Source organism: Streptomyces krungchingensis, from assembly GCF_054729265.1.
In genome coordinates this window covers 7,329,790-7,350,963 of sequence record NZ_JBPUKY010000001.1, presented here as the reverse complement: position 1 = coordinate 7,350,963, position 21,174 = coordinate 7,329,790, and the positions used below count along the sequence as shown (strand labels likewise).

General features: G+C 69.8%; 18 protein-coding genes and 5 tRNA genes. 10 read left to right on the top strand and 13 right to left on the bottom strand.

Translation table 11 applies throughout. From position 1 onward, the window contains the following. Window position 1: 1 nt before the first annotated feature. Window positions 2-1,435 carry a 3-isopropylmalate dehydratase large subunit gene (gene leuC, locus ACSYGO_RS32295; protein ID WP_460388592.1) on the bottom strand — a complete coding sequence of 478 codons (1,434 nt, stop codon included), beginning with the start codon at window positions 1,433-1,435 and terminating at the stop codon, window positions 2-4. A 190-nt stretch (window positions 1,436-1,625) separates the two neighbouring features. Here leuC and ndgR point away from each other — a divergent pair, with 190 nt between their 5' ends. After that, window positions 1,626-2,342 carry an IclR family transcriptional regulator NdgR gene (gene ndgR, locus ACSYGO_RS32290; RefSeq protein ID WP_007384919.1) on the top strand — a complete coding sequence of 239 codons (717 nt, stop codon included), beginning with the start codon at window positions 1,626-1,628 and terminating at the stop codon, window positions 2,340-2,342. A gap of 89 nt (window positions 2,343-2,431) precedes the next feature. Here ndgR and ACSYGO_RS32285 read toward each other — a convergent pair whose 3' ends face one another. After that, entirely contained in the window at window positions 2,432-2,968 is a 537-nt protein-coding gene (locus ACSYGO_RS32285) for a DUF4188 domain-containing protein (RefSeq protein WP_460388590.1), read from the bottom strand. Window positions 2,969-3,057: 89 nt separating this feature from the next. Between ACSYGO_RS32285 and ACSYGO_RS32280 the strand changes: the two genes are divergently transcribed. Next, window positions 3,058-3,702: a MerR family transcriptional regulator gene (locus tag ACSYGO_RS32280; RefSeq protein WP_432187098.1), complete on the top strand. Its 645-nt coding sequence runs from the start codon at window positions 3,058-3,060 to the stop codon at window positions 3,700-3,702. 50 nt (window positions 3,703-3,752) lie between these two features. Here the strand turns inward: ACSYGO_RS32280 and ACSYGO_RS32275 are convergent. The 9 genes from ACSYGO_RS32275 to ACSYGO_RS32235 all read right to left on the bottom strand — a co-directional run bounded on the left by ACSYGO_RS32275 (window position 3,753) and on the right by ACSYGO_RS32235 (window position 7,934). Then, window positions 3,753-3,828 (bottom strand) — tRNA-Glu (locus ACSYGO_RS32275). A 28-nt stretch (window positions 3,829-3,856) separates the two neighbouring features. After that, window positions 3,857-3,928 (bottom strand) — tRNA-Gln (locus tag ACSYGO_RS32270). A gap of 21 nt (window positions 3,929-3,949) precedes the next feature. After that, a tRNA-Glu gene (locus ACSYGO_RS32265) sits at window positions 3,950-4,022 on the bottom strand. A gap of 63 nt (window positions 4,023-4,085) precedes the next feature. Beyond that, window positions 4,086-4,158: transfer RNA gene (locus ACSYGO_RS32260), tRNA-Glu, on the bottom strand. Between the two features lie 42 nt (window positions 4,159-4,200). Next, window positions 4,201-4,272, bottom strand: a tRNA-Gln gene (locus tag ACSYGO_RS32255). A 91-nt stretch (window positions 4,273-4,363) separates the two neighbouring features. Beyond that, window positions 4,364-5,098, bottom strand: coding sequence for an HAD family hydrolase (locus tag ACSYGO_RS32250; RefSeq protein ID WP_460388588.1), 735 nt, complete (start codon window positions 5,096-5,098; stop codon window positions 4,364-4,366). A 137-nt stretch (window positions 5,099-5,235) separates the two neighbouring features. Then, complete coding sequence (gene gltX / locus ACSYGO_RS32245; RefSeq protein WP_426677940.1) at window positions 5,236-6,705, bottom strand: glutamate--tRNA ligase; 1,470 nt, start codon at window positions 6,703-6,705, stop codon at window positions 5,236-5,238. After that, window positions 6,698-7,474, bottom strand: coding sequence for a fumarylacetoacetate hydrolase family protein (locus ACSYGO_RS32240; RefSeq protein WP_460388586.1), 777 nt, complete (start codon window positions 7,472-7,474; stop codon window positions 6,698-6,700). Before ACSYGO_RS32240 ends, gltX begins: the two co-directional genes overlap by 8 nt. Before the next feature lie 271 nt (window positions 7,475-7,745). Beyond that, a complete protein-coding gene (locus ACSYGO_RS32235; protein WP_426677939.1) occupies window positions 7,746-7,934 on the bottom strand; it encodes a hypothetical protein in 189 nt (62 codons plus the stop codon). 596 nt (window positions 7,935-8,530) lie between these two features. On the opposite strand from ACSYGO_RS32235, the gene ACSYGO_RS32230 reads away from it, so the two are divergent. The 8 genes from ACSYGO_RS32230 to ACSYGO_RS32195 all read left to right on the top strand — a co-directional run bounded on the left by ACSYGO_RS32230 (window position 8,531) and on the right by ACSYGO_RS32195 (window position 19,000). Next, on the top strand, window positions 8,531-12,271 hold the full coding sequence (locus tag ACSYGO_RS32230; RefSeq protein WP_460388584.1) for a sensor histidine kinase: 3,741 nt from the start codon (window positions 8,531-8,533) through the stop codon (window positions 12,269-12,271). Between the two features lie 9 nt (window positions 12,272-12,280). Next, complete coding sequence (locus tag ACSYGO_RS32225) at window positions 12,281-12,694, top strand: roadblock/LC7 domain-containing protein (protein ID WP_095936862.1); 414 nt, start codon at window positions 12,281-12,283, stop codon at window positions 12,692-12,694. A 111-nt stretch (window positions 12,695-12,805) separates the two neighbouring features. Further along, window positions 12,806-13,204, top strand: a complete 399-nt coding sequence (locus ACSYGO_RS32220) for a DUF742 domain-containing protein (RefSeq protein ID WP_095936861.1) — start codon at window positions 12,806-12,808, stop codon at window positions 13,202-13,204. Next, window positions 13,185-13,760, top strand: a complete 576-nt coding sequence (locus ACSYGO_RS32215) for a GTP-binding protein (protein WP_028802395.1) — start codon at window positions 13,185-13,187, stop codon at window positions 13,758-13,760. Before ACSYGO_RS32220 ends, ACSYGO_RS32215 begins: the two co-directional genes overlap by 20 nt. Window positions 13,761-14,110: 350 nt before the next feature. Beyond that, complete coding sequence (locus ACSYGO_RS32210; RefSeq protein ID WP_426677937.1) at window positions 14,111-17,320, top strand: sensor histidine kinase; 3,210 nt, start codon at window positions 14,111-14,113, stop codon at window positions 17,318-17,320. Window positions 17,321-17,330: 10 nt separating this feature from the next. After that, window positions 17,331-17,744: a roadblock/LC7 domain-containing protein gene (locus tag ACSYGO_RS32205; protein ID WP_005479603.1), complete on the top strand. Its 414-nt coding sequence runs from the start codon at window positions 17,331-17,333 to the stop codon at window positions 17,742-17,744. 94 nt (window positions 17,745-17,838) lie between these two features. Then, window positions 17,839-18,438: a DUF742 domain-containing protein gene (locus tag ACSYGO_RS32200; protein ID WP_345657259.1), complete on the top strand. Its 600-nt coding sequence runs from the start codon at window positions 17,839-17,841 to the stop codon at window positions 18,436-18,438. Next, window positions 18,419-19,000: a GTP-binding protein gene (locus ACSYGO_RS32195; protein ID WP_026248371.1), complete on the top strand. Its 582-nt coding sequence runs from the start codon at window positions 18,419-18,421 to the stop codon at window positions 18,998-19,000. The genes ACSYGO_RS32200 and ACSYGO_RS32195 overlap by 20 nt, the downstream gene beginning before the upstream one ends. Window positions 19,001-19,175: 175 nt before the next feature. On the opposite strand, the gene ACSYGO_RS32190 is transcribed toward ACSYGO_RS32195, so the two are convergent. Together ACSYGO_RS32190 and ACSYGO_RS32185 are read right to left on the bottom strand one after the other, a co-directional pair. Beyond that, on the bottom strand, window positions 19,176-19,367 hold the full coding sequence (locus ACSYGO_RS32190; RefSeq protein WP_028802392.1) for an acyl-CoA carboxylase subunit epsilon: 192 nt from the start codon (window positions 19,365-19,367) through the stop codon (window positions 19,176-19,178). Between the two features lie 56 nt (window positions 19,368-19,423). Then, complete coding sequence (locus ACSYGO_RS32185) at window positions 19,424-21,031, bottom strand: acyl-CoA carboxylase subunit beta (RefSeq protein WP_095936858.1); 1,608 nt, start codon at window positions 21,029-21,031, stop codon at window positions 19,424-19,426. Window positions 21,032-21,174 lie beyond the last annotated feature (143 nt).

Here is a 21,174-nt window from a genome sequence, read left to right as displayed (position 1 = left end):
CTCAGACTCCAGCGGGCGTACGGGCGGCGGACGCGTCGGACAGGTCGGCCGGGGAGGCCAGGTGGCCCAGCACGGCGGTGGCGGCGGCGACCTGCGGCGAGACCAGGTGCGTACGGCCGCCCTTGCCCTGCCTGCCCTCGAAGTTGCGGTTGGAGGTGGACGCGGAGCGCTCACCGGGGGCCAGCTGGTCGGGGTTCATGCCCAGGCACATCGAGCAGCCCGCGTGCCGCCATTCGGCGCCGGCCTCCTTGAAGACCACGTCCAGGCCCTCGGAGACGGCCTGCAGACCGACCCGCGCGGAGCCCGGGACCACCAGCATCCGTACGCCGTCGGCGACTTTGCGGCCCTCGACGATCGCGGCGACGGCGCGCAGGTCCTCGATGCGGCCGTTGGTGCAGGAACCTACGAAGACGGTGTCGACCTTGATGTCGCGCAGCGGCTGTCCGGCGGCCAACCCCATGTACTCCAGGGCCTTTTCGGCGGCCAGGCGCTCCGAAGCGTCTTCGTACGAAGCCGGGTCGGGGACGTCCGCCGAAAGCGGCGCTCCCTGGCCGGGGTTGGTGCCCCAGGTGACGAACGGCGACAGGGAGGCGGCGTCGATGACGACCTCCTCGTCGAATTCCGCGTCGTCGTCCGACTTCAGGGTCTTCCAGTAGGCGACCGCGGCGTCCCAGTCCTCGCCCTCGGGCGCGTGGGCGCGGCCCTTGAGGTAGGCGAAGGTGGTCTCGTCGGGGGCGATCATGCCCGCGCGGGCACCGGCCTCGATCGACATGTTGCAGATGGTCATCCGGGCTTCCATCGACAGCTTCTCGATGGCGGAGCCGCGGTACTCCAGGATGTAGCCCTGGCCGCCGCCCGTACCGATCTTGGCGATGATCGCCAGGATCAGGTCCTTGGCGGTGACGCCCTCGGGCAGCTCGCCGTCGACGGTGATGGCCATCGTCTTCGGGCGGGCCAGCGGCAGCGTCTGCGTGGCCAGCACGTGCTCGACCTGCGAGGTGCCGATGCCGAACGCCAGCGCGCCGAAGGCACCGTGCGTGGAGGTGTGGGAGTCACCGCAGACCACGGTGGTGCCCGGCTGGGTCAGGCCCAGCTGCGGCCCCACCACGTGGACGACGCCCTGCTCGACGTCGCCCAGCGAGTGCAGTCGTACGCCGAACTCGGCGCAGTTCTTGCGCAGCGTCTCCAGCTGGGCCCGGGAGACCGGGTCCGCGATGGGCTTGTCGATGTCGAGGGTCGGGGTGTTGTGATCCTCGGTGGCGATGGTGAGGTCGAGGCGGCGCACGGGACGCCCGGCCTGGCGGAGGCCGTCGAAGGCCTGCGGGCTGGTCACCTCGTGCAGCAGGTGCAGATCGATGAAGAGGAGGTCGGGCTCGCCCTCGGCGCGCCGGACGACGTGGTCGTCCCAGACCTTCTCCGCGAGTGTCCTACCCATCGCTTTCCCTCCGGCCGGCCTGTGTGGCGCCGGCCCAACTAGAGATTTCCGGGGCGGCAACGTCCGTACCCCTCGTACCGGACGTCGTCCGCCGGGCCCGTTGGTCCGCGGGCCGCTGTGTCTACAAGGGTGGCGCGTTCCACGGAAAATTGAACTTGCGTTTCACAGAGTGAGACGCGAGTATCGTTGCATGGACAACAGTAGCGGCGTCGGCGTTCTGGACAAGGCAGCCCTTGTCCTGAGCGCTCTGGAGTCCGGTCCGGCCACCCTCGCGGGCCTGGTCGCGGCGACCGGACTGGCACGACCCACGGCACATCGCCTCGCCGTGGCACTTGAACACCACCGCATGGTGGCGCGCGACATGCAGGGCCGTTTCATTCTCGGCCCCCGCCTCGCCGAGCTGGCCGCGGCCGCCGGTGAGGACCGCCTCCTCGCCACGGCGGGCCCGGTGCTCACGCATCTGCGCGACATCACGGGCGAGAGCGCGCAGCTCTACCGGCGCCAGGGCGACATGCGCATCTGCGTCGCCGCGGCCGAGCGGCTGTCCGGCCTGCGGGACACGGTCCCGGTCGGTTCCACGCTCACAATGAAGGCCGGCTCCTCGGCCCAGATCCTGATGGCCTGGGAGGAGCCGGAGCGGCTGCACCGCGGCCTCCAGGGCGCCCGCTTCACGGCGACGGCGCTGTCGGGCGTGCGGCGCCGCGGCTGGGCCCAGTCGATCGGCGAGCGCGAGCCGGGCGTCGCGTCCGTCTCCGCGCCGGTGCGCGGCCCCTCGAACCGCGTCGTGGCCGCCGTCTCGGTCTCCGGACCGATCGAGCGCCTCACGCGCCACCCGGGCCGTATGCACGCCCAGGCGGTCATCGACGCCGCCGCCCGCCTCTCCGAGGCCCTGCGCCGCACGGGCTGACCTTCCAGGTACGACAACCGAGGAGGGCCTGCCTCAACGCCGCGGCAGGCCCTCCCCGTTTCCCCCGTCCCCCCTGGTCAGCGCCCGGGTCACCCGGCCTTCTCGGCCGGCTCGGCCCCTTCGGCCGCCCCGGACGACCGGTACGCGTACCGGTCCGCCGCCCGCCGCCCCCGCTTCTCGACCGGCAGCACCCCGTGCGCGGCCGCCAGCCCGAAGGCCGGCATGTCCGCGTAGATGGACTCGTACGACCCCTCGGGCACGACGTACGCCTCGTGCCAGCGCCCCACGTGCTGACGCAGCTTCCCGGCACGGTCCATGCGGTTGATGGTCGCCCACGCCTTGTGGTGCAACATGTCGGGCGAGGTCGCGTAGGCGTAGAGCTTCTCCTTCGACTCCCAGTACTGGACCACGTAGTACATCCGCGGCGAGGCGGTCAGCAGGACGTGGCCCAGCAGCCCCCGGCTGCTGTCGCGAGCAAGCTCCCCCAGCATGCGTTTCATCGACAGCATGACCGGCAGCCACTGGTGCACCGCCCAGAAGTGATTGATGCGCATGCCGATCAGCAGGACCACCGCATCGCCCTCGACGGCCGCGGTACTGAGGCCCGGAAGCGGCTTTGCGAACATGGTGCCCCCTGATTCCAGAATTGGATACCGGCACTATCCTTCTGTGCAGTGATTGGATAGTGGCACTTCCCTAGGAGAGGCGCAAGAGGATGCGGCTGGCCGAGTTGAGCGAGCGCAGCGGTGTGCCCATCGCGACGATCAAGTACTACCTGCGCGAGGGACTGTTGGCGCCGGGCCGCCAGATCAACGCGAGGACCTCCGAGTACGACGAGGAGCATCTGCGCCGGCTGCGGCTCGTGCGGGCGATGATCCAGGTGGGCCGGGTACCGGTGGCGAAGGTGCGCGAGGTGCTCGGGCACGTGGACGACGACTCCCTGGGCCGGACGATCCGCCTCGGCGCGGCAATGTGGGCGCTCCCGCAGGTTCCCGAGCCGGACGAGGACGACGAGTTCGTCCAGGCCGCAGAGCAGGAGGTCATCACACTCCTGGACCGGCTCGGCTGGGAGAACACCAAGCGGCTCACGACCATCTCCTCCGCGTATCGCTCACTGGTGGTGGCGATGGCCGCGCTCCGCCGGATCGGCTACGACTGGGAGGCCGAACTGCTGGAGCCGTACGCCGAGTTGATGCACCGGGCAGCCGTTCTCGACCTGAACCTGCTGGAGACACAACCGTCGGGGGCGGAGCAGATCGAGTTCGCGGTCCTGGGGGCGATCCTCATCGAGCCGGTGCTGCAGGCGCTGCACCGGCTGGCCCAGGAGGAGGAGACGACGCGGCGGTACGGCTTCGAGTAGCCGGCGCCGGGCACGACGAAGGCCCTCCGCCGAAGCGGAGGGCCTTGTTGTGGTACCCCCGACCGGATTCGAACCGGCGCTACCGCCTTGAGAGGGCGGCGTGCTAGGCCGCTACACAACGGGGGCGAGGATCTTGCGTTTCCGCAGATCCGAGCTGGTCTACCAGGACTCGAACCTAGACTAACTGAACCAGAATCAGTCGTGCTGCCAATTACACCATAGACCAATATGGTTTAGACCAACTGCGTACCCCCGACCGGATTCGAACCGGCGCTACCGCCTTGAGAGGGCGGCGTGCTAGGCCGCTACACAACGGGGGCCCTAGCGATCCTGCATGAGAGTCAGCGGGTGCGACCCGGACTGTCTCCCTTGGGAAGGATCTGTACCCCCGACCGGATTCGAACCGGCGCTACTGCCTTGAGAGGGCAGCGTGCTAGGCCGCTACACAACGGGGGCTTTGCGGAGTCGATCTCCGCGGTTGCAGATGAGCTCTGCGAGCTGGCCTACCTGGACTCGAACCAAGACTAACTGAACCAGAATCAGTCGTGCTGCCAATTACACCATAGGCCACTGGAACGCAAGCCCCGGAGGGGTTCTTGTTCTAGTTCGCTCCTCCGGTTCCCGGCCTTTCGGCCCGCTCCCCGGCGGCGCAGGAAGAACATTACCTGAAGGTGGACGGCGCTCCAAAACGGGTATCCGCGCCGAGGATCGCGGGCAGTTCGGCGAGCGAGGCGATGCGGCGCGGACCGGGTGCCGCGCCGTCCACCACGGTGTGCGCGCCACCACGGTCGATCCAGACGGAGAGCAGGCCGGCGTCGGCGGCGCCCCGGCCGTCGATCTCCGGATGGTCGCCGACATAGGCGACCTGGTGCGGGGGCAGCGCGAGCGCGTCGCAGGCCGCGTGGAAGGCCGCCGCGGCGGGCTTGGAGACGCCCAGCTCGGCCGCGCACAGGACCGACTCGAAGCGGTCGCGCACGCCGAGGACGCGCAGCTTGCGGTCCTGGCTCTGCAGGCTGGAGTTGGAGAGGACGGCGTGGCGGTGGCTGGCGGCGAGGGCGTCCAGGGCGGGCACCACGTCGGGGAAGAGGGCCCAGGAGGCTTCGTAGTGCCCCGCGTAGCGCCGGAACCAGGCGTCGGCCTCGGCGTCGCTCAGCCGTTCCCCCAGAAAGACCCTCACCCGTTCGCGCCGCTGCCCCTCCCAGTCCGACTCCCCCGCGGAGAACCTGGCCCACTGCTGGTCGGTGACCTCACGCCAGCGTGCGAGTGCCTGATCGACGGACTCGTAGGCCTCCAGGAGGCCCTCGGCGTCCAGGTGGGCGCGCATTCCGGCCCGGTCCGCGGCCGTGTAGTCGAAGATCGTGTCGTCGACGTCCCAGACCACGGCCTCGATGTCCATGGTCCGACCGTAACGCGCGGCCCGCTCGCCTGTCCCTCGCTCGCGCGAGGAACACCGCGTCCGGGCTGTGACGAGGAAGACACGGAGAAGGGGGCGGCGTCCGGTCCGGACGCCGCCCCCTTCTCCGGGACGGACGGCTACAGCTTCGCCAGCGCGGCGTCGATGCGGGCCAGCGTCTTCTCCTTGCCCAGGATCTCCAGGGACTCGAAGAGCGGGAGGCCGACCGTGCGGCCGGTGACGGCGACACGGACCGGGGCCTGCGCCTTGCCGAGCTTGAGACCGTGCTCCTCGCCGGCGGCCAGGACGGCCCCCTTGAGGGACTCCGGGTCGGTCCAGTCGGCGTCGGCGAGCTTCTCGCGCGCGGTGCGCAGCAGCGCGTCCGACCCCTCCTTCATCGCCTTCGCCCACGACGCCTCGTCGGAGACCGGCTCCGGCAGGAACAGGAAGTCGACGTTCTCCGTGATCTCGGAGAGGACCTTGAGGCGGGACTGCGCGTGCGGGGCGATGGCCTGCCACTTCGACTCGTCGAAGTCCTCGGGTGCCCAGGGCGCGAACGGTGCCCGCAGCCAGGGGGCGCAGCGCTCGGTGAAGTCCTTCACGTCGAGCATGCGGATGTGGTCGGCGTTGATGGCCTCGGCCTTCTTCAGGTCGAAGCGGGCCGGGTTGGGGTTGACGTCCGCGACGTCGAAGGCGGCGACCATCTCCCCGATGGTGAAGATGTCGCGGTCCGCCGAGAGCGACCAGCCCAGGAGGGAGAGGTAGTTGAGCAGACCCTCGGGGAGGAAACCGCGCTCCCGGTAGAGGTTGAGGGAGGACTGCGGGTCCCGCTTGGAGAGCTTCTTGTTGCCCTCGCCCATGACGTACGGCAGGTGGCCGAAGGCCGGGGTCTCCTTGGCGATGCCCAGCTCGGTGAGCGCCTTGTAGAGGGCGATCTGGCGAGGGGTGGAGGAGAGCAGGTCCTCGCCGCGCAGGACGTGGGTGATCTCCATCAGCGCGTCGTCGACCGGGTTCACCAGGGTGTAGAGCGGCGCGCCGTTCGCACGGACGATGCCGTAGTCCGGCACGTTCTCCGGGAGGTAGGTGATCTCGCCGCGGACCAGGTCGTCGAAGGTGATCGTCTCGTCCGGCATGCGGAAGCGGACGATGGGCGTGCGGCCCTCCGCCTTGTAGGCCTCGGTCTGCTCGGCGCTCAGGTCACGGCAGTGGCCGTCGTAGCCGGAGGGCTTGCCGGCGGCGCGGGCGGCCTCGCGGCGGGCGTCGAGCTCCTCGGTGGAGCAGTAGCAGTAGTAGGCGTGCCCGGCGTCCAGGAGCTTCTGCGCGACGTCCTTGTAGATGTCCATGCGCTGCGACTGGCGGTACGGCGTGTGCGGTCCGCCGACCTCGGGGCCCTCGTCCCAGTCGAAGCCCAGCCAGCGCATCGCGTCGAGCAGCTGGTTGTACGACTCCTCGGAGTCGCGGGCCGCGTCGGTGTCCTCGATGCGGAAGACCAGGGTGCCTTCGTTGTGCCGGGCGAACGCCCAGTTGAACAGGGCGGTGCGGACCAGGCCCACGTGGGGGTTGCCGGTCGGGGAGGGACAGAAACGTACGCGGACGGTCGCGTTAGCCACGCTTGATCACCTTGTTGGTGAGAGTGCCGATGCCTTCGATGGTGACGGCGACCTCGTCGCCGACGTTCAGGGGGCCGACCCCAGCCGGGGTGCCGGTGAGGATCACGTCGCCGGGGAGCAGCGTCATGGCCTCGGTGATGTTGACGATCAGGTCCTCGACGGAGTGGATCATCTCGCTGGTGCGGCCGAGCTGGCGCTGCTGCCCGTTGACCGTGAGCTGGATGGTCAGGTCGCTCGGGTCCAGGTCCGTCTCGACCCAGGGGCCGAGCGGGCAGGAGGTGTCGAAGCCCTTGGCCCGCGCCCACTGCTTCTCGCGCTTCTGGACGTCACGGGCGGTGATGTCGTTGGCGCAGGTGTAGCCGAGGACGACGTCCTTCACGCGCTCGCGCGGGACCTCGCGGCACATGCGGCCGATGACGACCGCCAGCTCGGCCTCGTGGTGCAGCTCGTTCGAGAAGGAGGGGTACTGGATCTCGTCGCCGGGGCCGATCACCGAGGTCGACGGCTTGAAGAAGGCGAACGGGGCGTCGGGCACCTCGTTGCCGAGCTCCTTGGCGTGCTCCGCGTAGTTGCGGCCGAAGGCCACGACCTTGTTGGGGAGCACGGGCGGCAGCAGCCTGACCTTGCTCAGCGGGACCTTCGTACCGGAGAGCTCGAAGTCCGCGAACGGGATGCCCTTGATGATGTCGAGGACGAGCTCGTCCGGCTTGTCGCCCTCGACCACGCCGAAAGCGACGTTGCCGTCGATGGAGAATCTGGCGATGCGCACGGGATCCTTGCGCCCCTCACTGAGCTGGCTGGAGTCTGACGCTCCAGGCTAACGCGGGGAGGGCTCCGCGCCTCGCGCATATCCGCGGGCACACCGGGTGGTGCGTACCTGGCCGCGCTTCCGGACGCCGTTGCGCGCCGTCGGCGGGCGGGCCGGCCTTCCGGGGTGCGTCGCGGGACGCCTCCGGCGTGCGGGCCGGTCCGCGGAGACGGGGCGGCCGGCGCCATGATCCGTGCGGATCGTGTTGAGCGGCCGGCCGCCCGCGTGCGTACTACTGGGCGACGGAGGCCGCGACCGGGGCTTCCATCAGGACGGTGCGGCGCGGGTTGGCGGTCTGGGCGGGAAGATCGACCGAGTGCTCCGGCTGGTCCGGCGTCTGCAGCGCGTCGGCGTCCTCGAGGTGCGCCAGCGTCGTGCGTCGCGGGTTGGCTATGTTGCGGAACATCATCGTCGTCTTCACCGGTGTACTCGACCTTGTCGTGAGGGGCGCCGGGCGGGCCCAAAAGCCCCCATTCCGGCGCGGGTTGTCGGATTCGCCATCCCTGTAAAGCGCCAGGCTAAACATGCAATTCCCCGGCGAAGCCGCGAAGAGGCCATGATCGCCATGTGAGTTTCCTCACTTACTAGCAGGCAAACCGGTCAATTCAGACCCCCAACTCGGCCTGGCGAAACGGACATTGCTCCATTGAAGCAAACATTCCGCTCCTGATCATGTCGACTGGGACACCCGGTACACCCCAACACCTCGTAGGCATACGCCCGTTATGTACGAGATCACTTTCTACGTCTCGTGACGCTGCACTCACAAGGTGTCACGGAGGTCACAGCCTGGCTCTCGGGCCTTGTTGGAGATCCTGCACTGTGCTGGAATTCCACGGACCGCCGCGGGATCGAACCGGCGCGCAGGGGCGCAACGCAGCGCCGATTGGCGGCGGTAAGGGGGAACCTGCGCCGGTCACTCACGACCACCAGGGGGCGCATCTGCGCCCTTGAACGACGCCGACACCGTCCCGCCGTATCACCGGTGGGACGCCTGGTCCAGAGGTTGCGACGCTAGTGCAGGGACGTTTCAAGAGGGATGGCAGCGCTTCGGCGGAGCCGGAGCCGCACGGCGGGACCGACCGCGGTTCCTCGCCCCAGCACGCCCAGAACCCGGGACCGGCAGAGCTCGGCGGCAGCGGTGACTCCGCTCGCCCCGGCGCCAAGGCCAAGGCTCCCGCCACACCGGCCGCGAAGCCGAAGGGCCCGACCGGCCCGGGCTCACGCGTAGCCCTGCGCAACTGGCGCATCTCGACGCGACTGGTCTCGCTGCTCGCGCTCCCCGTGGTCGCCGCGACCTCGCTGGGTGCGCTGCGCATCAACCAGTCGATGGACGACATCCAGCAGCTCGACAACATGAAGCTGCTGACCGACATGACCAAGCAGGCGACCGAGCTCGCCGCCGCGCTCCAGAAGGAACGCGACCAGTCGGCCGGCCCGCTGGCGCACGGCGCCCCGGCCACCGACTACACGGTCAAGGGCGTCCGCGACGCCACGGATGTCGCCAAGAAGCACTTCCTCGAGGGCACGCAGGAGATCGACGACGCCACGGCGAAGGGACAGCTGTCCGGCGTCCGTGACAGCCTCGTCGGTATCGCGGGCGAGCTGAACAAGCTGAGCAGCATCCGCAGCGACGCCTACAACGACCCTAAGAACTCGACGCAGACGGTCGAGGCCTATCACCGCCTCGTCACCCAGCTGCTCGCGCTCTCGCAGGACATGGCCGAGGCGACCAGCAACCCGGAGATGATCCAGCGCACCCGCGCGCTGTCCGCCTTCTCCTCCGCCAAGGAGTACGCCTCCGTCCAGCGCGCCGTCATCGCCGCAGCGCTGCCCGAGACCAAGTCCACCTTCGGCACGCTGTCCGAGAACGACCGGCAGTACGCGCTCTCCGCCCAGGAGAGCCAGGAGTCGGAGATCAGCGGCTTCAAGAACATCTACGGCGACGGCGTCACCGAGCTCCTCAAGCCCGTCGAGGGCGACAACCCGACCATCCAGTCCGCCGACCAGTACGCCAAGCGCGTGCTCGGCGGCCCGGACGGTCTCAAGACGCAGACCAAGCGCTCGTACAAGGACTGGGTCGACGACGACTCCGCCAAGATCGAGCAGATGTCGAAGATCGAGACCACGCTGCTCGGCCAGATGGAGCAGAAGGCCCGTCAGCTGCGCAACGAGTCCGAGAGCGAAGCGATCATCTCGGGTGCGCTGATCCTCCTCGTCCTCGGTGTCTCCCTCGTCGGCGCCTTCGTCGTGGCCCGCTCCATGATCCGCTCGCTGCGCCGCCTCCAGGACACCGCGACCAAGGTCGCCCAGGACCGCCTGCCCGAGCTGGTCAAGCAGCTGTCCGAGTCCGACCCGCAGGACGTCGACACGTCCGTGGAGTCCGTCGGTGTGCACTCCCGGGACGAGATCGGCCAGGTGGCCGCGGCCTTCGACGACGTGCACCGCGAGGCGGTCCGCCTCGCCGCCGAGCAGGCCCTTCTGCGGGGCAACGTCAACGCGATGTTCACCAACCTCTCGCGCCGTTCCCAGGGCCTCATCCAGCGCCAGCTGTCGCTGATCTCCGAGCTCGAGTCCCGCGAGGCCGACCCGGACCAGCTGTCGTCGCTGTTCAAGCTCGACCACCTCGCGACCCGCATGCGCCGTAACGGTGAGAACCTCCTCGTCCTCGCGGGTGAAGAGCCCGGCCGCCGCTGGACCCGCCCGGTCCCGCTGGTCGACGTCCTCCGCGCCGCCGCGTCCGAGGTGGAGCAGTACGAGCGCATCGAACTGGCCGCCGTGCCGACCACCGAGGTCGCCGGCCGCGTCGTCAACGACCTCGTGCACCTCCTCGCCGAGCTGCTCGAGAACGCGACCTCGTTCTCCTCGCCGCAGACCAAGGTCAAGGTCACCGGTCACGCGCTGCCCGACGGCCGCGTGCTGATCGAGATCCACGACACCGGCATCGGCCTCTCCCCCGAGGACCTCGCGGCGATCAACGAGCGGCTCGCCTCGCCGCCCACCGTGGACGTCTCGGTGTCCCGCCGCATGGGTCTGTTCGTGGTCGGTCGTCTGTCGCAGCGCCACGGCATCCGTATCCAGCTCCGCCCGTCCGACTCCGGTGGTACGACCGCGCTGGTCATGCTGCCCGTCGACGTCGCCCAGGGCGCCAAGAAGCCCACTCCGGGCAAGCCCGGCCAGGGCGCCCCGGGCGGTGGCGGTCCCGCCGCCGCGCAGGCGGCCGCCGGTGTCGCCGCGGCCCGCCGCGGCAACGGCTCGCAGGGTGGCCCCTCGCTCGGTGCCGGTGCTCCGGCCGCCGGCGGTGGCCGTCTCGGCGCCCCGCCGCAGCGCGGACAGGTCGGCTCGGGGCAGGGCCCGCGGGCCGCGCTGCCGGGCAGCAACCAGAGCGGTCGTCCGGGTGCTCCGGGTGGAGCGCGTGGTCAGCAGGGTCCGGCTTCCGGTCAGCAGGGCAGGCCGGCTCCGGCCGGTGCCGGCGCCGGTGGCTTCGGGCAGGGTGCGCCGCAGGGTCTGCAGTCCACCGGGCCCGGTTCCGCTCAGGGCTTCGGTGACGCTTCCCGCCAGGGCGGCGGCTTCGGCGACGCGCCCGGTGCCCGTCAGGGCGGAGCCGGTACGCGCCAGGGCGGCTTCGGTGACAGCGGCCCCGCGGCCGCGCCGACGCAGCAGCAGCCCACGGGCGGCAAGACCGGTCGCCGCAGGCCGCAGCTTCCCGGCCGCGGTGGTGCGCGTGCCGAGCTGCCCGGTGGCGACCAGCAGCCCCGAGTGCCGAGCTGGAGCGACGAGAACGCGCAGCCGCCGGTGCCGCGCGCGTCTCTCGACGCCCCGCGTGGTCACGAGGAGCCCGACACCACCTCGCGCATGCCGCGGATCGACGACCGTCAGGGCCCGGGCTCCACGTCCGAGTTCGCCCGTCCCGACTTCGACGCCCCGCGCCCCGGTGCCGGTGTGCCGCAGAACTCCGGGCAGAACACCGGGCAGTTCGTCCGTCCCGACGTCTTCAACGCGTCCCACCAGGCCCCCGCGCAGCAGAACCCGTCGTCCACGGGCCAGTTCGCGGTGCCGGGTTACGGCAACGCTCAGGACCCGTCCTCCACCGGCCAGTTCGCCCGCCCGGGTTACGGCAACGGCCAGGACCCCTCGTCCACCGGCCAGTTCGCGGTCCCCGGTTACGGCAACGGCCAGGACCCGTCCTCCACCGGTCAGTTCGAGCGGCCCGGCGCCCCCCAGCGCCCGCAGCCGCAGCAGCGGGCCCCCCGTCAGGAGCCCGAGGCGCTGCCGCCGGCGCCCGGCCCCGGTGACGGACGTACGCCGCTGTACGACACGCTGGAGACCAACTGGTTCCACGGTCAGGCGAACGGCGCCCACTCCCAGGGCGTCCAGAACAACGGTTCCCAGGGTTCGCCGCAGGCTGCGCAGCAGCCGCAGGCTCCCTCGGCTCCGCAGCGTCCGGCTGCCGCACCGGCCGCTGCCTCGTGGCGCACCTCGCCGAACGACGACCTCGTCCGGCAGGCAGAACGCGTCCGTCAACCGTCGGCGGGCGGGGTCACCACCTCCGGCCTGCCGCGCCGCGTCCCGCGGGCGAACCTCGTCGCGGGTACGGCACAGCAGCAATCGCACCAAAGCGGTCCGCAGGTCTCGCGTGCGCCCGATGACGTACGCGGCCGGCTGACCAATCTCCGTCGGGGCATCCAGCAGGGTCGCCAGGCCGGTACCGGCCAGACCGGCAGCTTCCCCAGCCCCACTCACCAGCAGGAGCGTTAGTTGAGCCCGATGAGCCAGGCGGCACAGAACCTCAACTGGTTGATCACCAACTTCGTGGACAACACCCCCGGGGTGTCCCACACCGTCGTCGTGTCCGCCGACGGACTCCTTCTGGCGATGTCCGAAGGTTTTCCCCGCGATCGCGCGGACCAGCTCGCGGCCGTCGCGTCCGGTCTCACCTCGCTGACGGCCGGGGCCTCCCGGATCTTCGAGGGCGGCACCGTGGCGCAGACGGTCGTGGAGATGGAACGCGGTTTTCTTTTCCTGATGTCCATCTCGGACGGATCGTCCCTGGCGGTCCTCTCCCACCCGGAGTGCGACATCGGTCTCGTCGGCTACGAGATGGCGCTGCTCGTCGACCGCGCGGGCGCAGTGCTCACGCCGGACCTGCGCGCCGAGCTACAGGGAAGTCTGCTCCACTGACGGCCCTGGGTTCTACCCACAGCACGAAATCACCGTCCGGCCGACACAATCCCCCCACCGGCCCCAACAGACGGCACGACTGACCGACTTGCTGTCCAGCCCGGAGGATTCATGACCCCGCCCACCGCCTCTCATGATCCGTACGCGCAGCCGTACGAGGATGAGGGCGACCAGCCGCTGGTACGTCCGTACGCGATGACCGGCGGCCGGACCCGGCCGCGGTACCAACTCGCCATCGAGGCGCTGATCAGCACCACGGCCGACCCGGCTCAGCTGATGGGTCTGCTCCCCGAGCATCAGCGGATCTGCCACCTCTGCCGTGAGGTGAAGTCGGTGGCCGAGGTGTCGGCCCTCCTGTCCATGCCGCTCGGTGTGGCCAGGATCCTCGTCGCGGACCTCGCGGAGGCCGGACTCGTCGCCATTCACCAGCCGGGCGGCGACGAGAACAACGGCGGCGCGCCGGACGTGACTTTGCTCGAAAGGGTGCTCAGTGGACTTCGCAAGCTCTGACGGAGGCCGGGCGACCACCTCCGCGAAGATCGTGGTGGCGGGTGGCTTCGGCGTCGGCAAGACCACGTTCGTGGGTGCCGTCTCGGAGATCAACCCGCTGCGCACGGAGGCCGTCATGACGTCCGCCTCCGCGGGCATCGACGACCTGACCCACACCGGGGACAAGACCACCACCACGGTGGCCATGGACTTCGGCCGCATCACCCTGGACCAGGACCTGATCCTGTACCTCTTCGGTACGCCGGGCCAGGACCGCTTCTGGTTCATGTGGGACGACCTGGTCCGCGGTGCCATCGGTGCGGTGGTCCTGGTGGACACCCGCCGTCTCGCCGACTGCTTCCCCGCGGTGGACTACTTCGAGAACAGCGGTCTGCCGTTCGTCATCGCCCTCAACGGCTTCGACGGACACCAGCCGTACAACCCCGAAGAGGTGCGCGAGGCGCTCCAGATCGGACCGGACGCCCCGATCATCACGACGGACGCCCGGCACCGTGCGGATGCGAAGAGCGCGCTGATCACGCTGGTGGAGCACGCCCTCATGGCTCGGCTGCGATAGCACCCAAGTCGGAGGCTCTGTACGGAAGTTGTCGTAGACACATTGGAGCCGGCTGTGTCATTTGACACGGTCGGCCACAGTGTTCATAACGTTTCGACAGAGAATTTCGCAGACTCAGACACGCATCGCGGTCACCCGGTACCGCTGCGCTCACAAAAGCCCCGCCTTTTGGCGGGGCTCGCTCTTTATGACCGTTTTATCTGGGGCCTGCGCCACTCGGAACCGTCGATTCCGAGTGTTTGGAAGGGCGCCGCCTGACGTGCTGGAATGCGCTGAACTGCCCAGTAGTCAAGGGCGCTGGAGATACCGCGGCACAACGTAGGTGCCGACGCCGAGAGGTTGTTGGTCGAGTGAGGCGAAGCAAGAACGGTCCCGAGCCGTCGGCACGGGGCAACTTCACCCCGCCGCCGCGCGGAGCGGCGCCCGCACAAGTGCCCGTTCAGGAGCCCATGGCGGCGCCCGCTCCGAGCGGCGGCCGTTTCTCCCCGCGCAACTGGCGTGTGCCCACCAGGCTGAACGCGATCCTGCTCATACCCGTGGTGGTCGGCCTCGTCATGGGCGGCTTCCAGGTGAAGAGCTCGATCAACACCTGGCAGGAGGCCCAGGACGCCGAGAAGACGGCCCGTCTGGTGCAGGCCGCGCTGAACTACGGCGACAAGCTGTTCGAGGAGCGCGACATCACCGCCCAGCCCCTGCTGAGCGGTGCCGGCCAGGACGACCCGACGGTCGTCAAGGCCCGCAAGGCCACCGACGAGGCCGCCGACGTCTTCGACGAGGCCGCCCAGAACATGCCGAAGACGGCGGGCCTGGAGCGCCGGCTCGATGTCTTCCGCAAGGTCGAGCCCGGTCTGGACTCCCTGCGCAAGATCGCCTACTCCTCCAGGACCGACGGTGTGAAGACCGAGGAGGGCTACCTCCAGATCCAGCACCCGCTGATGGAGTTCGCCAACGAACTCGGTCTGGGCACCGGAAACATCACCAGCTACGGCCGTACGGTCTACGCGATCTCGCTGTCCAAGGCCGCGCTGTCGCTGGAGCGGTCCATCGGTATGCACATGCTGGTCAAGCCCGGTCCGGGCAAGGGCAGCCTCGCCTCCCAGCGCGTCGCCCTCTCCTCCTACGCCTACCTCGAGGGCATCGCCGTCGAGGAGTACCTCGGCGGTGGCACCCAGGCCGACGCCGACAAGCTCGACGCGGCCCAGGCCCAGATCAAGACCGACCTGACGGCCAAGGCGAAGGAGGCCGGCGCGGCCGCCGCCGCCAAGGGCAAGACCTACACCCCGCCGCCGGCGAAGCCCACCGACATGGTCACCATGCTGGCGGGTCTGAGGTCCCCGCAGCAGACCGAGCTCGACGGTCTGGCCGCCAAGGGCGTCACCGCGCAGAACTGGTGGGTCGTGAACACGGCCAAGTACGACGCCTACCGCCAGATCGAGTCGGACCTCGCCGACAAGGCCGTGGCCGAGGCCGCGGACATCTCCGCCAGTGCCAAGACCGACGCCATCATCACCGGTGCCGTCGTCGTGGTCGCCCTGCTCGCCGCGTTCATCCTGGCCGGCATGGTGGCGCGCCAGATGAGCCGCTCGATGCGCCAGCTGCGCAACGCGGCCTTCGGTGTCGCCGAGCAGCGTCTGCCGATGCTGGTCGACCAGCTCTCGCGCACCGACCCGGGCCGCGTCGACACCCGGGTCCAGCCCATCCCGATCACCACGACGGACGAGATCGGCGAAGTCGCCCGCGCCTTCGACCAGGTCCACCGCGAGGCCGTCCGGCTCGCCGCCGAGCAGGCCCTCCTGCGGGGCAACATCAACGCGATCTTCACCAACCTGTCGCGCCGCAACCAGTCGCTGATCGAGGGCCAGCTGACCCTGATCACCGACCTGGAGAACAACGAGGCCGACCCGGACCAGCTGGAGAACCTCTTCCGCCTGGACCACCTCGCGACCCGTATGCGCCGCAACGGCGAGAACCTCCTGGTCCTCGCGGGCGAGGAGCCCGGCCGCCGCTGGGACCAGCCGGTCCCGCTGGTCGACGTGCTGCGCGCTGCCTCCTCCGAGGTGGAGCAGTACGAGCGCATCGAGCTCTCCGGCGTCCCGGAGGCCGAGATCCACGGCCGCGCCGTGACCGACCTCGTGCACCTGCTCGCCGAGCTCCTGGAGAACGCCACCACGTTCTCCTCGCCGCAGACCAAGGTCCGCGTCACCGCGACCCGTCTCCCGGACGGCCGCATCATGGTCGAGATCCACGACAAGGGAATCGGCCTCACCGCCGAGGACTTCGCGGACATCAACCACAAGCTGGCCAACCCGCCGACCGTGGACGCCGCGATCTCGCAGCGCATGGGCCTGTTCGTGGTCGGCCGGCTGTCCGACCGGCACGGCATCCGCGTCCAGCTGCGTCCCTCGGGCGAGCAGGCCGGCACCACCTCGCTGGTCATGCTCCCCGACGCGATCACCCATGGTGGCGGTGGCGAGCAGCAGCCGATGCGCGACGAGTTCACCGTGTCCCAGATCATCCCCGAGCAGCAGTCGTTCCAGGGTGAGGACTTCGGCAGCCAGCAGCCGCTGCGCACGGCCGCCGAACTCGGTTTCGACGACAGCCGCTACGAGGTCCCGGACGACATCCGTGACCTGGACCCCGTGGGCCGCTCGCTGATGCGCGAGGAGCGCCGCGCCGCCCTGGAGGCCCAGGCTCAGGGCCACGAGGCCATCGAGGCACCGCAGGGCTACCAGGCGGACTTCGCGGAGCGTCCCGCGTTCGACAACGGCGGCCCCGCCTACGACGACGGTCAGGGCGCGTACGACGAGCAGCAGGCCCGGTACGACCAGCAGACGGCGTACGAGGACCCGCAGCAGCCGGCGTATGACGAGACGTACTTCCCGTCCAACGGCGGCTACCCCGAGCCCGCGTATGCGGAGCCGGGCCAGGATGCCCGTGCGGGAGTCCAGGGTTCCGCCCCGGAGACGTTCTCCGCTTTCGAGGAGCCGTCCTACCAGGACGACTGGCCGCAGCAGAACGCGTACGAGGGCGGGTACCGATCCGGCTACGCTCCGGAAACGGAATCCTCGCAGGCCGCTGACGTGAGTGAGCAGGACCGCGTAGGCTTCACCCGTCCGGGACCGGCCCCCTCGGGCGGCCACCAGCTGACCGATGCCGGGCTGCCGCGCCGTGGCGCCTCTGCGGGTGCCAACGGCAACGGCCGGCGTCCCGCGGAGCAGCGGGAGCAGGCGGCGCCTGCGCCCAAGGCTCCGGCCTCGGACGGCAACGGCGAGTGGCGCTCGTCCAACGACGACCGCTGGCAGCAGGCGGCGCAGCTCCGCAAGCCCAAGGCGGGCGGGGTCACCTCCTCCGGCCTGCCGCGGCGGGTGCCCAAGGCCAACCTGGTCGAGGGAACCGCGGACTCGACCCCACAGGGCGGCCCCCAGGTCTCCCGCGCACCCGAGGACGTCCGGGGCAGGCTGAGCAACCTGCGCCGTGGCGTACAGCGGGGACGCAATGCAAGCAGTGACACGAACGGCCAGGGCTTCGGTCCTGACAGCACCTACAACCAGGAGCGTTAGTGTGAGCCCGATGAGCCAGGCGGCACAGAACCTGAACTGGTTGATCACCAACTTCGTGGACAACACCCCCGGGGTGTCCCACACGGTGGTGGTCTCCGCCGACGGACTCCTTCTGGCGATGTCCGAAGGCTTTCCCCGTGACCGTGCCGACCAGCTGGCGGCCGTCGCGTCCGGCCTGACCTCGTTGACCGCGGGCGCCTCCCGCATCTTCGAGGGCGGCAGTGTGAACCAGACAGTTGTGGAGATGGAGCGGGGATTCCTCTTCATCATGTCCGTTTCTGATGGTTCCTCGCTCGCCGTCCTTGCACACCCGGAGGCGGACATCGGTCTCATTGGGTACGAGATGGCACTTCTGGTGGACCGTGCGGGCACGGTCCTGACCCCAGATCTTCGAGCAGAGCTCCAGGGGAGCCTTCTCAACTAGCAGACAGACGGTGCGTTTTGGCGTCCCGGGGCCGTAAGGTTTCGGGACGCGGTCCCACAGCGTTGGGTGCCCGGCACAGTCGGAGGAGGAGAAAGTGGCAACACCCCCAGGCGGTTCGTCTTCGGGTAACTGGTCGTACGGCCCCGGTCAGGGGCAGGGCGGCCAGGGTGACGGTTCGCAGAACCCGAACCGGTACAACTTCCCCTCCGCGCCCAGCCACCGGCGCCAGCCGTACGCGCCCCAGGGCCCCCAGGGTCCTGGTCCGTCGCCGTACGACCAGCCACCGGCGCCGCGCATCCAGCCCGTGCAGCCGCAGCGGCGCTCGCCCGAGCCGTCGCCGGCCGGGGCGTCGAACAATCCGCTGGTGCGCCCGTACGCCATGACGGGCGGCCGCACCAGGCCCCGCTACCAGCTCGCCATCGAGGCGCTGGTGCACACCACCGCGCAGCCGCACCAGATGCAGGGCCAGTTGCCCGAGCATCAGCGGATCTGCAATCTCTGCCGAGAGATCAAGTCGGTGGCCGAGGTCTCGGCCCTCCTGACGATCCCCCTCGGCGTGGCCAGGATCCTCGTCGCCGACTTGGCGGAGGCGGGACTGGTCGCCATCCATCAGCCCGGCGGCGACGAAAACGCCGGTGGCCAGCCAGACGTGACTTTGCTCGAAAGGGTGCTCAGTGGACTTCGCAAGCTCTAGCGGAGGGCCTTCCCGCTCCACCACGTCCGCGAAGATCGTGGTGGCGGGCGGCTTCGGCGTGGGCAAGACCACGTTCGTCGGCGCCGTCTCGGAGATCAACCCGCTGCGCACCGAGGCCGTCATGACGTCCGCTTCCGCGGGCATCGACGACCTCACGCACACCGGAGACAAGACGACGACCACCGTCGCCATGGACTTCGGCCGCATCACCCTGGACCAGGACCTGATCCTCTACCTGTTCGGCACCCCCGGCCAGGACCGCTTCTGGTTCATGTGGGACGACCTGGTCCGCGGCGCCATCGGCGCGATCGTCCTGGTCGACACCCGCCGTCTCGCCGACTGCTTCCCCGCGGTCGACTACTTCGAGAACAGCGGTCTGCCGTTCGTCATCGCCCTCAACGGCTTCGACGGCAACCAGCCGTACAACCCGGACGAGGTCCGTGAGGCGCTCCAGATCGGCCCGGACACCCCGATCATCACGACGGACGCCCGCCACCGCGCGGACGCCAAGTCGGCGCTGATCACGCTCGTGGAGCACGCACTGATGGCGCGGCTGCGCTAGCGCGGACACCGCACAAGCCCGAGAACGGCCCCCGCGCCTCCTGTTGGCGGCGCGGGGGCCGTTTCGTACGCCTCTCGCCCGGGCAGCCCTCTCCGGCAGCGCTGCTCCGGAAACGCCGAGGCCCCGCGCTCCCGAGGGAGGCGGGGCCTTGCGTCGGCCCGGGCGGGCCCGGGGCTCAGTGCCAGCTGTGCGGAGCGCGGAAGCCGGGCTCGCGCTCCAGGCGGCGCCAGCCTGCCTTGGCGCGGCCGCGGTGGGTCGGGGCGGTGTCCGGCTGGGCGGCGGCGCGGGCCAGGAGGATGGCCGTGATGGCGGCGACTTCCTCGGGCTCGGCGTGGCCCTTCTCGACGCGAATGTCCGGGGTGCTCATAGGTTCAGTCTCCGTGAGAGAGGTTTCCGCGGGGGTACCGCGGAGGATCCGCTGGGTTACTGCGGGGGGTTGCCGTGCTTGCGCGACGGCAGGTCCGCGTGCTTGGTCTGCAGCATCGCGAGCGACTTGATCAGCACCTCGCGGGTCTCCGCCGGGTCGATGACATCGTCGACCAGGCCCCGCTCCGCCGCGTAGTACGGGTGCATCAGCTCGGCCTTGTACTCCTTGACCATGCGGACGCGCATGGCCTCGGGGTCGGCGGCGTCGGCGATCTGACGGCGGAAGATGACGTTCGCGGCACCTTCCGCACCCATCACGGCGATCTCGTTCGTCGGCCAGGCGAAGGTGAGGTCGGCCCCGATGGACTGGCTGTCCATGACGATGTAGGCACCTCCGTACGCCTTGCGCAGGATCAGCGAGATCCTCGGGACCGTCGCGTTGCAGTACGCGTACAGCAGCTTCGCGCCGTGCCGGATGATCCCGCCGTGCTCCTGGTCGACGCCGGGGAGGAACCCCGGTACGTCCAGCAGCGTGACGATCGGAATATTGAAAGCGTCACACATTTGGACAAAGCGCGCAGCTTTTTCGGATGCCTCGATGTCCAGGACGCCGGCGAGGGTCTGCGGCTGGTTGGCGATGATGCCGACGACCTGGCCGTCGAGGCGGGCCAGCGCGCAGATGATGTTGCGGGCCCAGCGCTCGTGGACCTCCAGATAGTCGCCGTCGTCGACGAGCTCCTCGATGACCTTCGCCATGTCGTACGGGCGGTTGCCGTCGGCGGGCACCAGGTCGAGCAGGACGTCCGAGCGGCGGTCCGCCGGGTCCTCGCAGGACACGCGCGGCGGGTTCTCCCGGTTGTTCTGCGGGAGGAGCGAGAGGAGGTAGCGCACCTCGGCGATGCACGTCTCCTCGTCGTCGTAGGCGAAGTGGCAGACACCGCTCGTCTCGGCGTGCACGTCGGCGCCGCCCAGGCCGTTCTGGGTGATCTCCTCGCCCGTCACCGCCTTGACCACGTCCGGGCCCGTGATGAACATCTGCGACGTCTCGCGGACCATGAACACGAAGTCCGTGAGGGCGGGGCTGTAGGCCGCGCCGCCCGCACACGGGCCGAGCATGACCGAGATCTGCGGGATGACGCCCGAGGCCTTGGTGTTGCGCTGGAAGATGCCTCCGTAGCCGGCGAGGGCGGAGACGCCCTCCTGGATCCGGGCGCCCGCGCCGTCGTTCAGGGAGACCAGCGGCGCACCGGCCGCGATGGCCATGTCCATGATCTTGTGGATCTTCGTGGCGTGGGCCTCGCCCAGCGCGCCGCCGAAGATGCGGAAGTCATGGGCGTACACGAAGACCGTGCGGCCCTCCACCGTGCCCCAGCCGGTGATGACACCGTCGGTGTACGGCTTCTTGGCCTCCAGGCCGAAGCCGGTCGCCCGGTGCCGGCGCAGCTGCTCGACCTCCTGGAACGAGCCCGCGTCCAGCAGCAGCTCGATGCGCTCCCGGGCGGTCAGCTTGCCCTTGGCGTGCTGCGCCTCGGTCGCCTTCTCGCTGGGACCCCGCAGCGCCTCCGCACGGATCGCGTGCAGTTCGGCCACGCGCCCGCGCGCGTCCGTGGGTTCGCCTGTGGCGCTCGTGGAGTCTGTCGGGCCGGCCTCGTCCAAAACGGTCATGTAGTGACCTTACGAAGCCCGGCAAGGAAAGCGAGCCGTCGACTCCGTACAGTCTCCGGCCCGTTTTACTGGTAGCCCTGAACAGAACCGCGACCCCATGCAGGCGATCTGACTGCTCAGAGGGCCTTCGGCTTGTAGAGGTC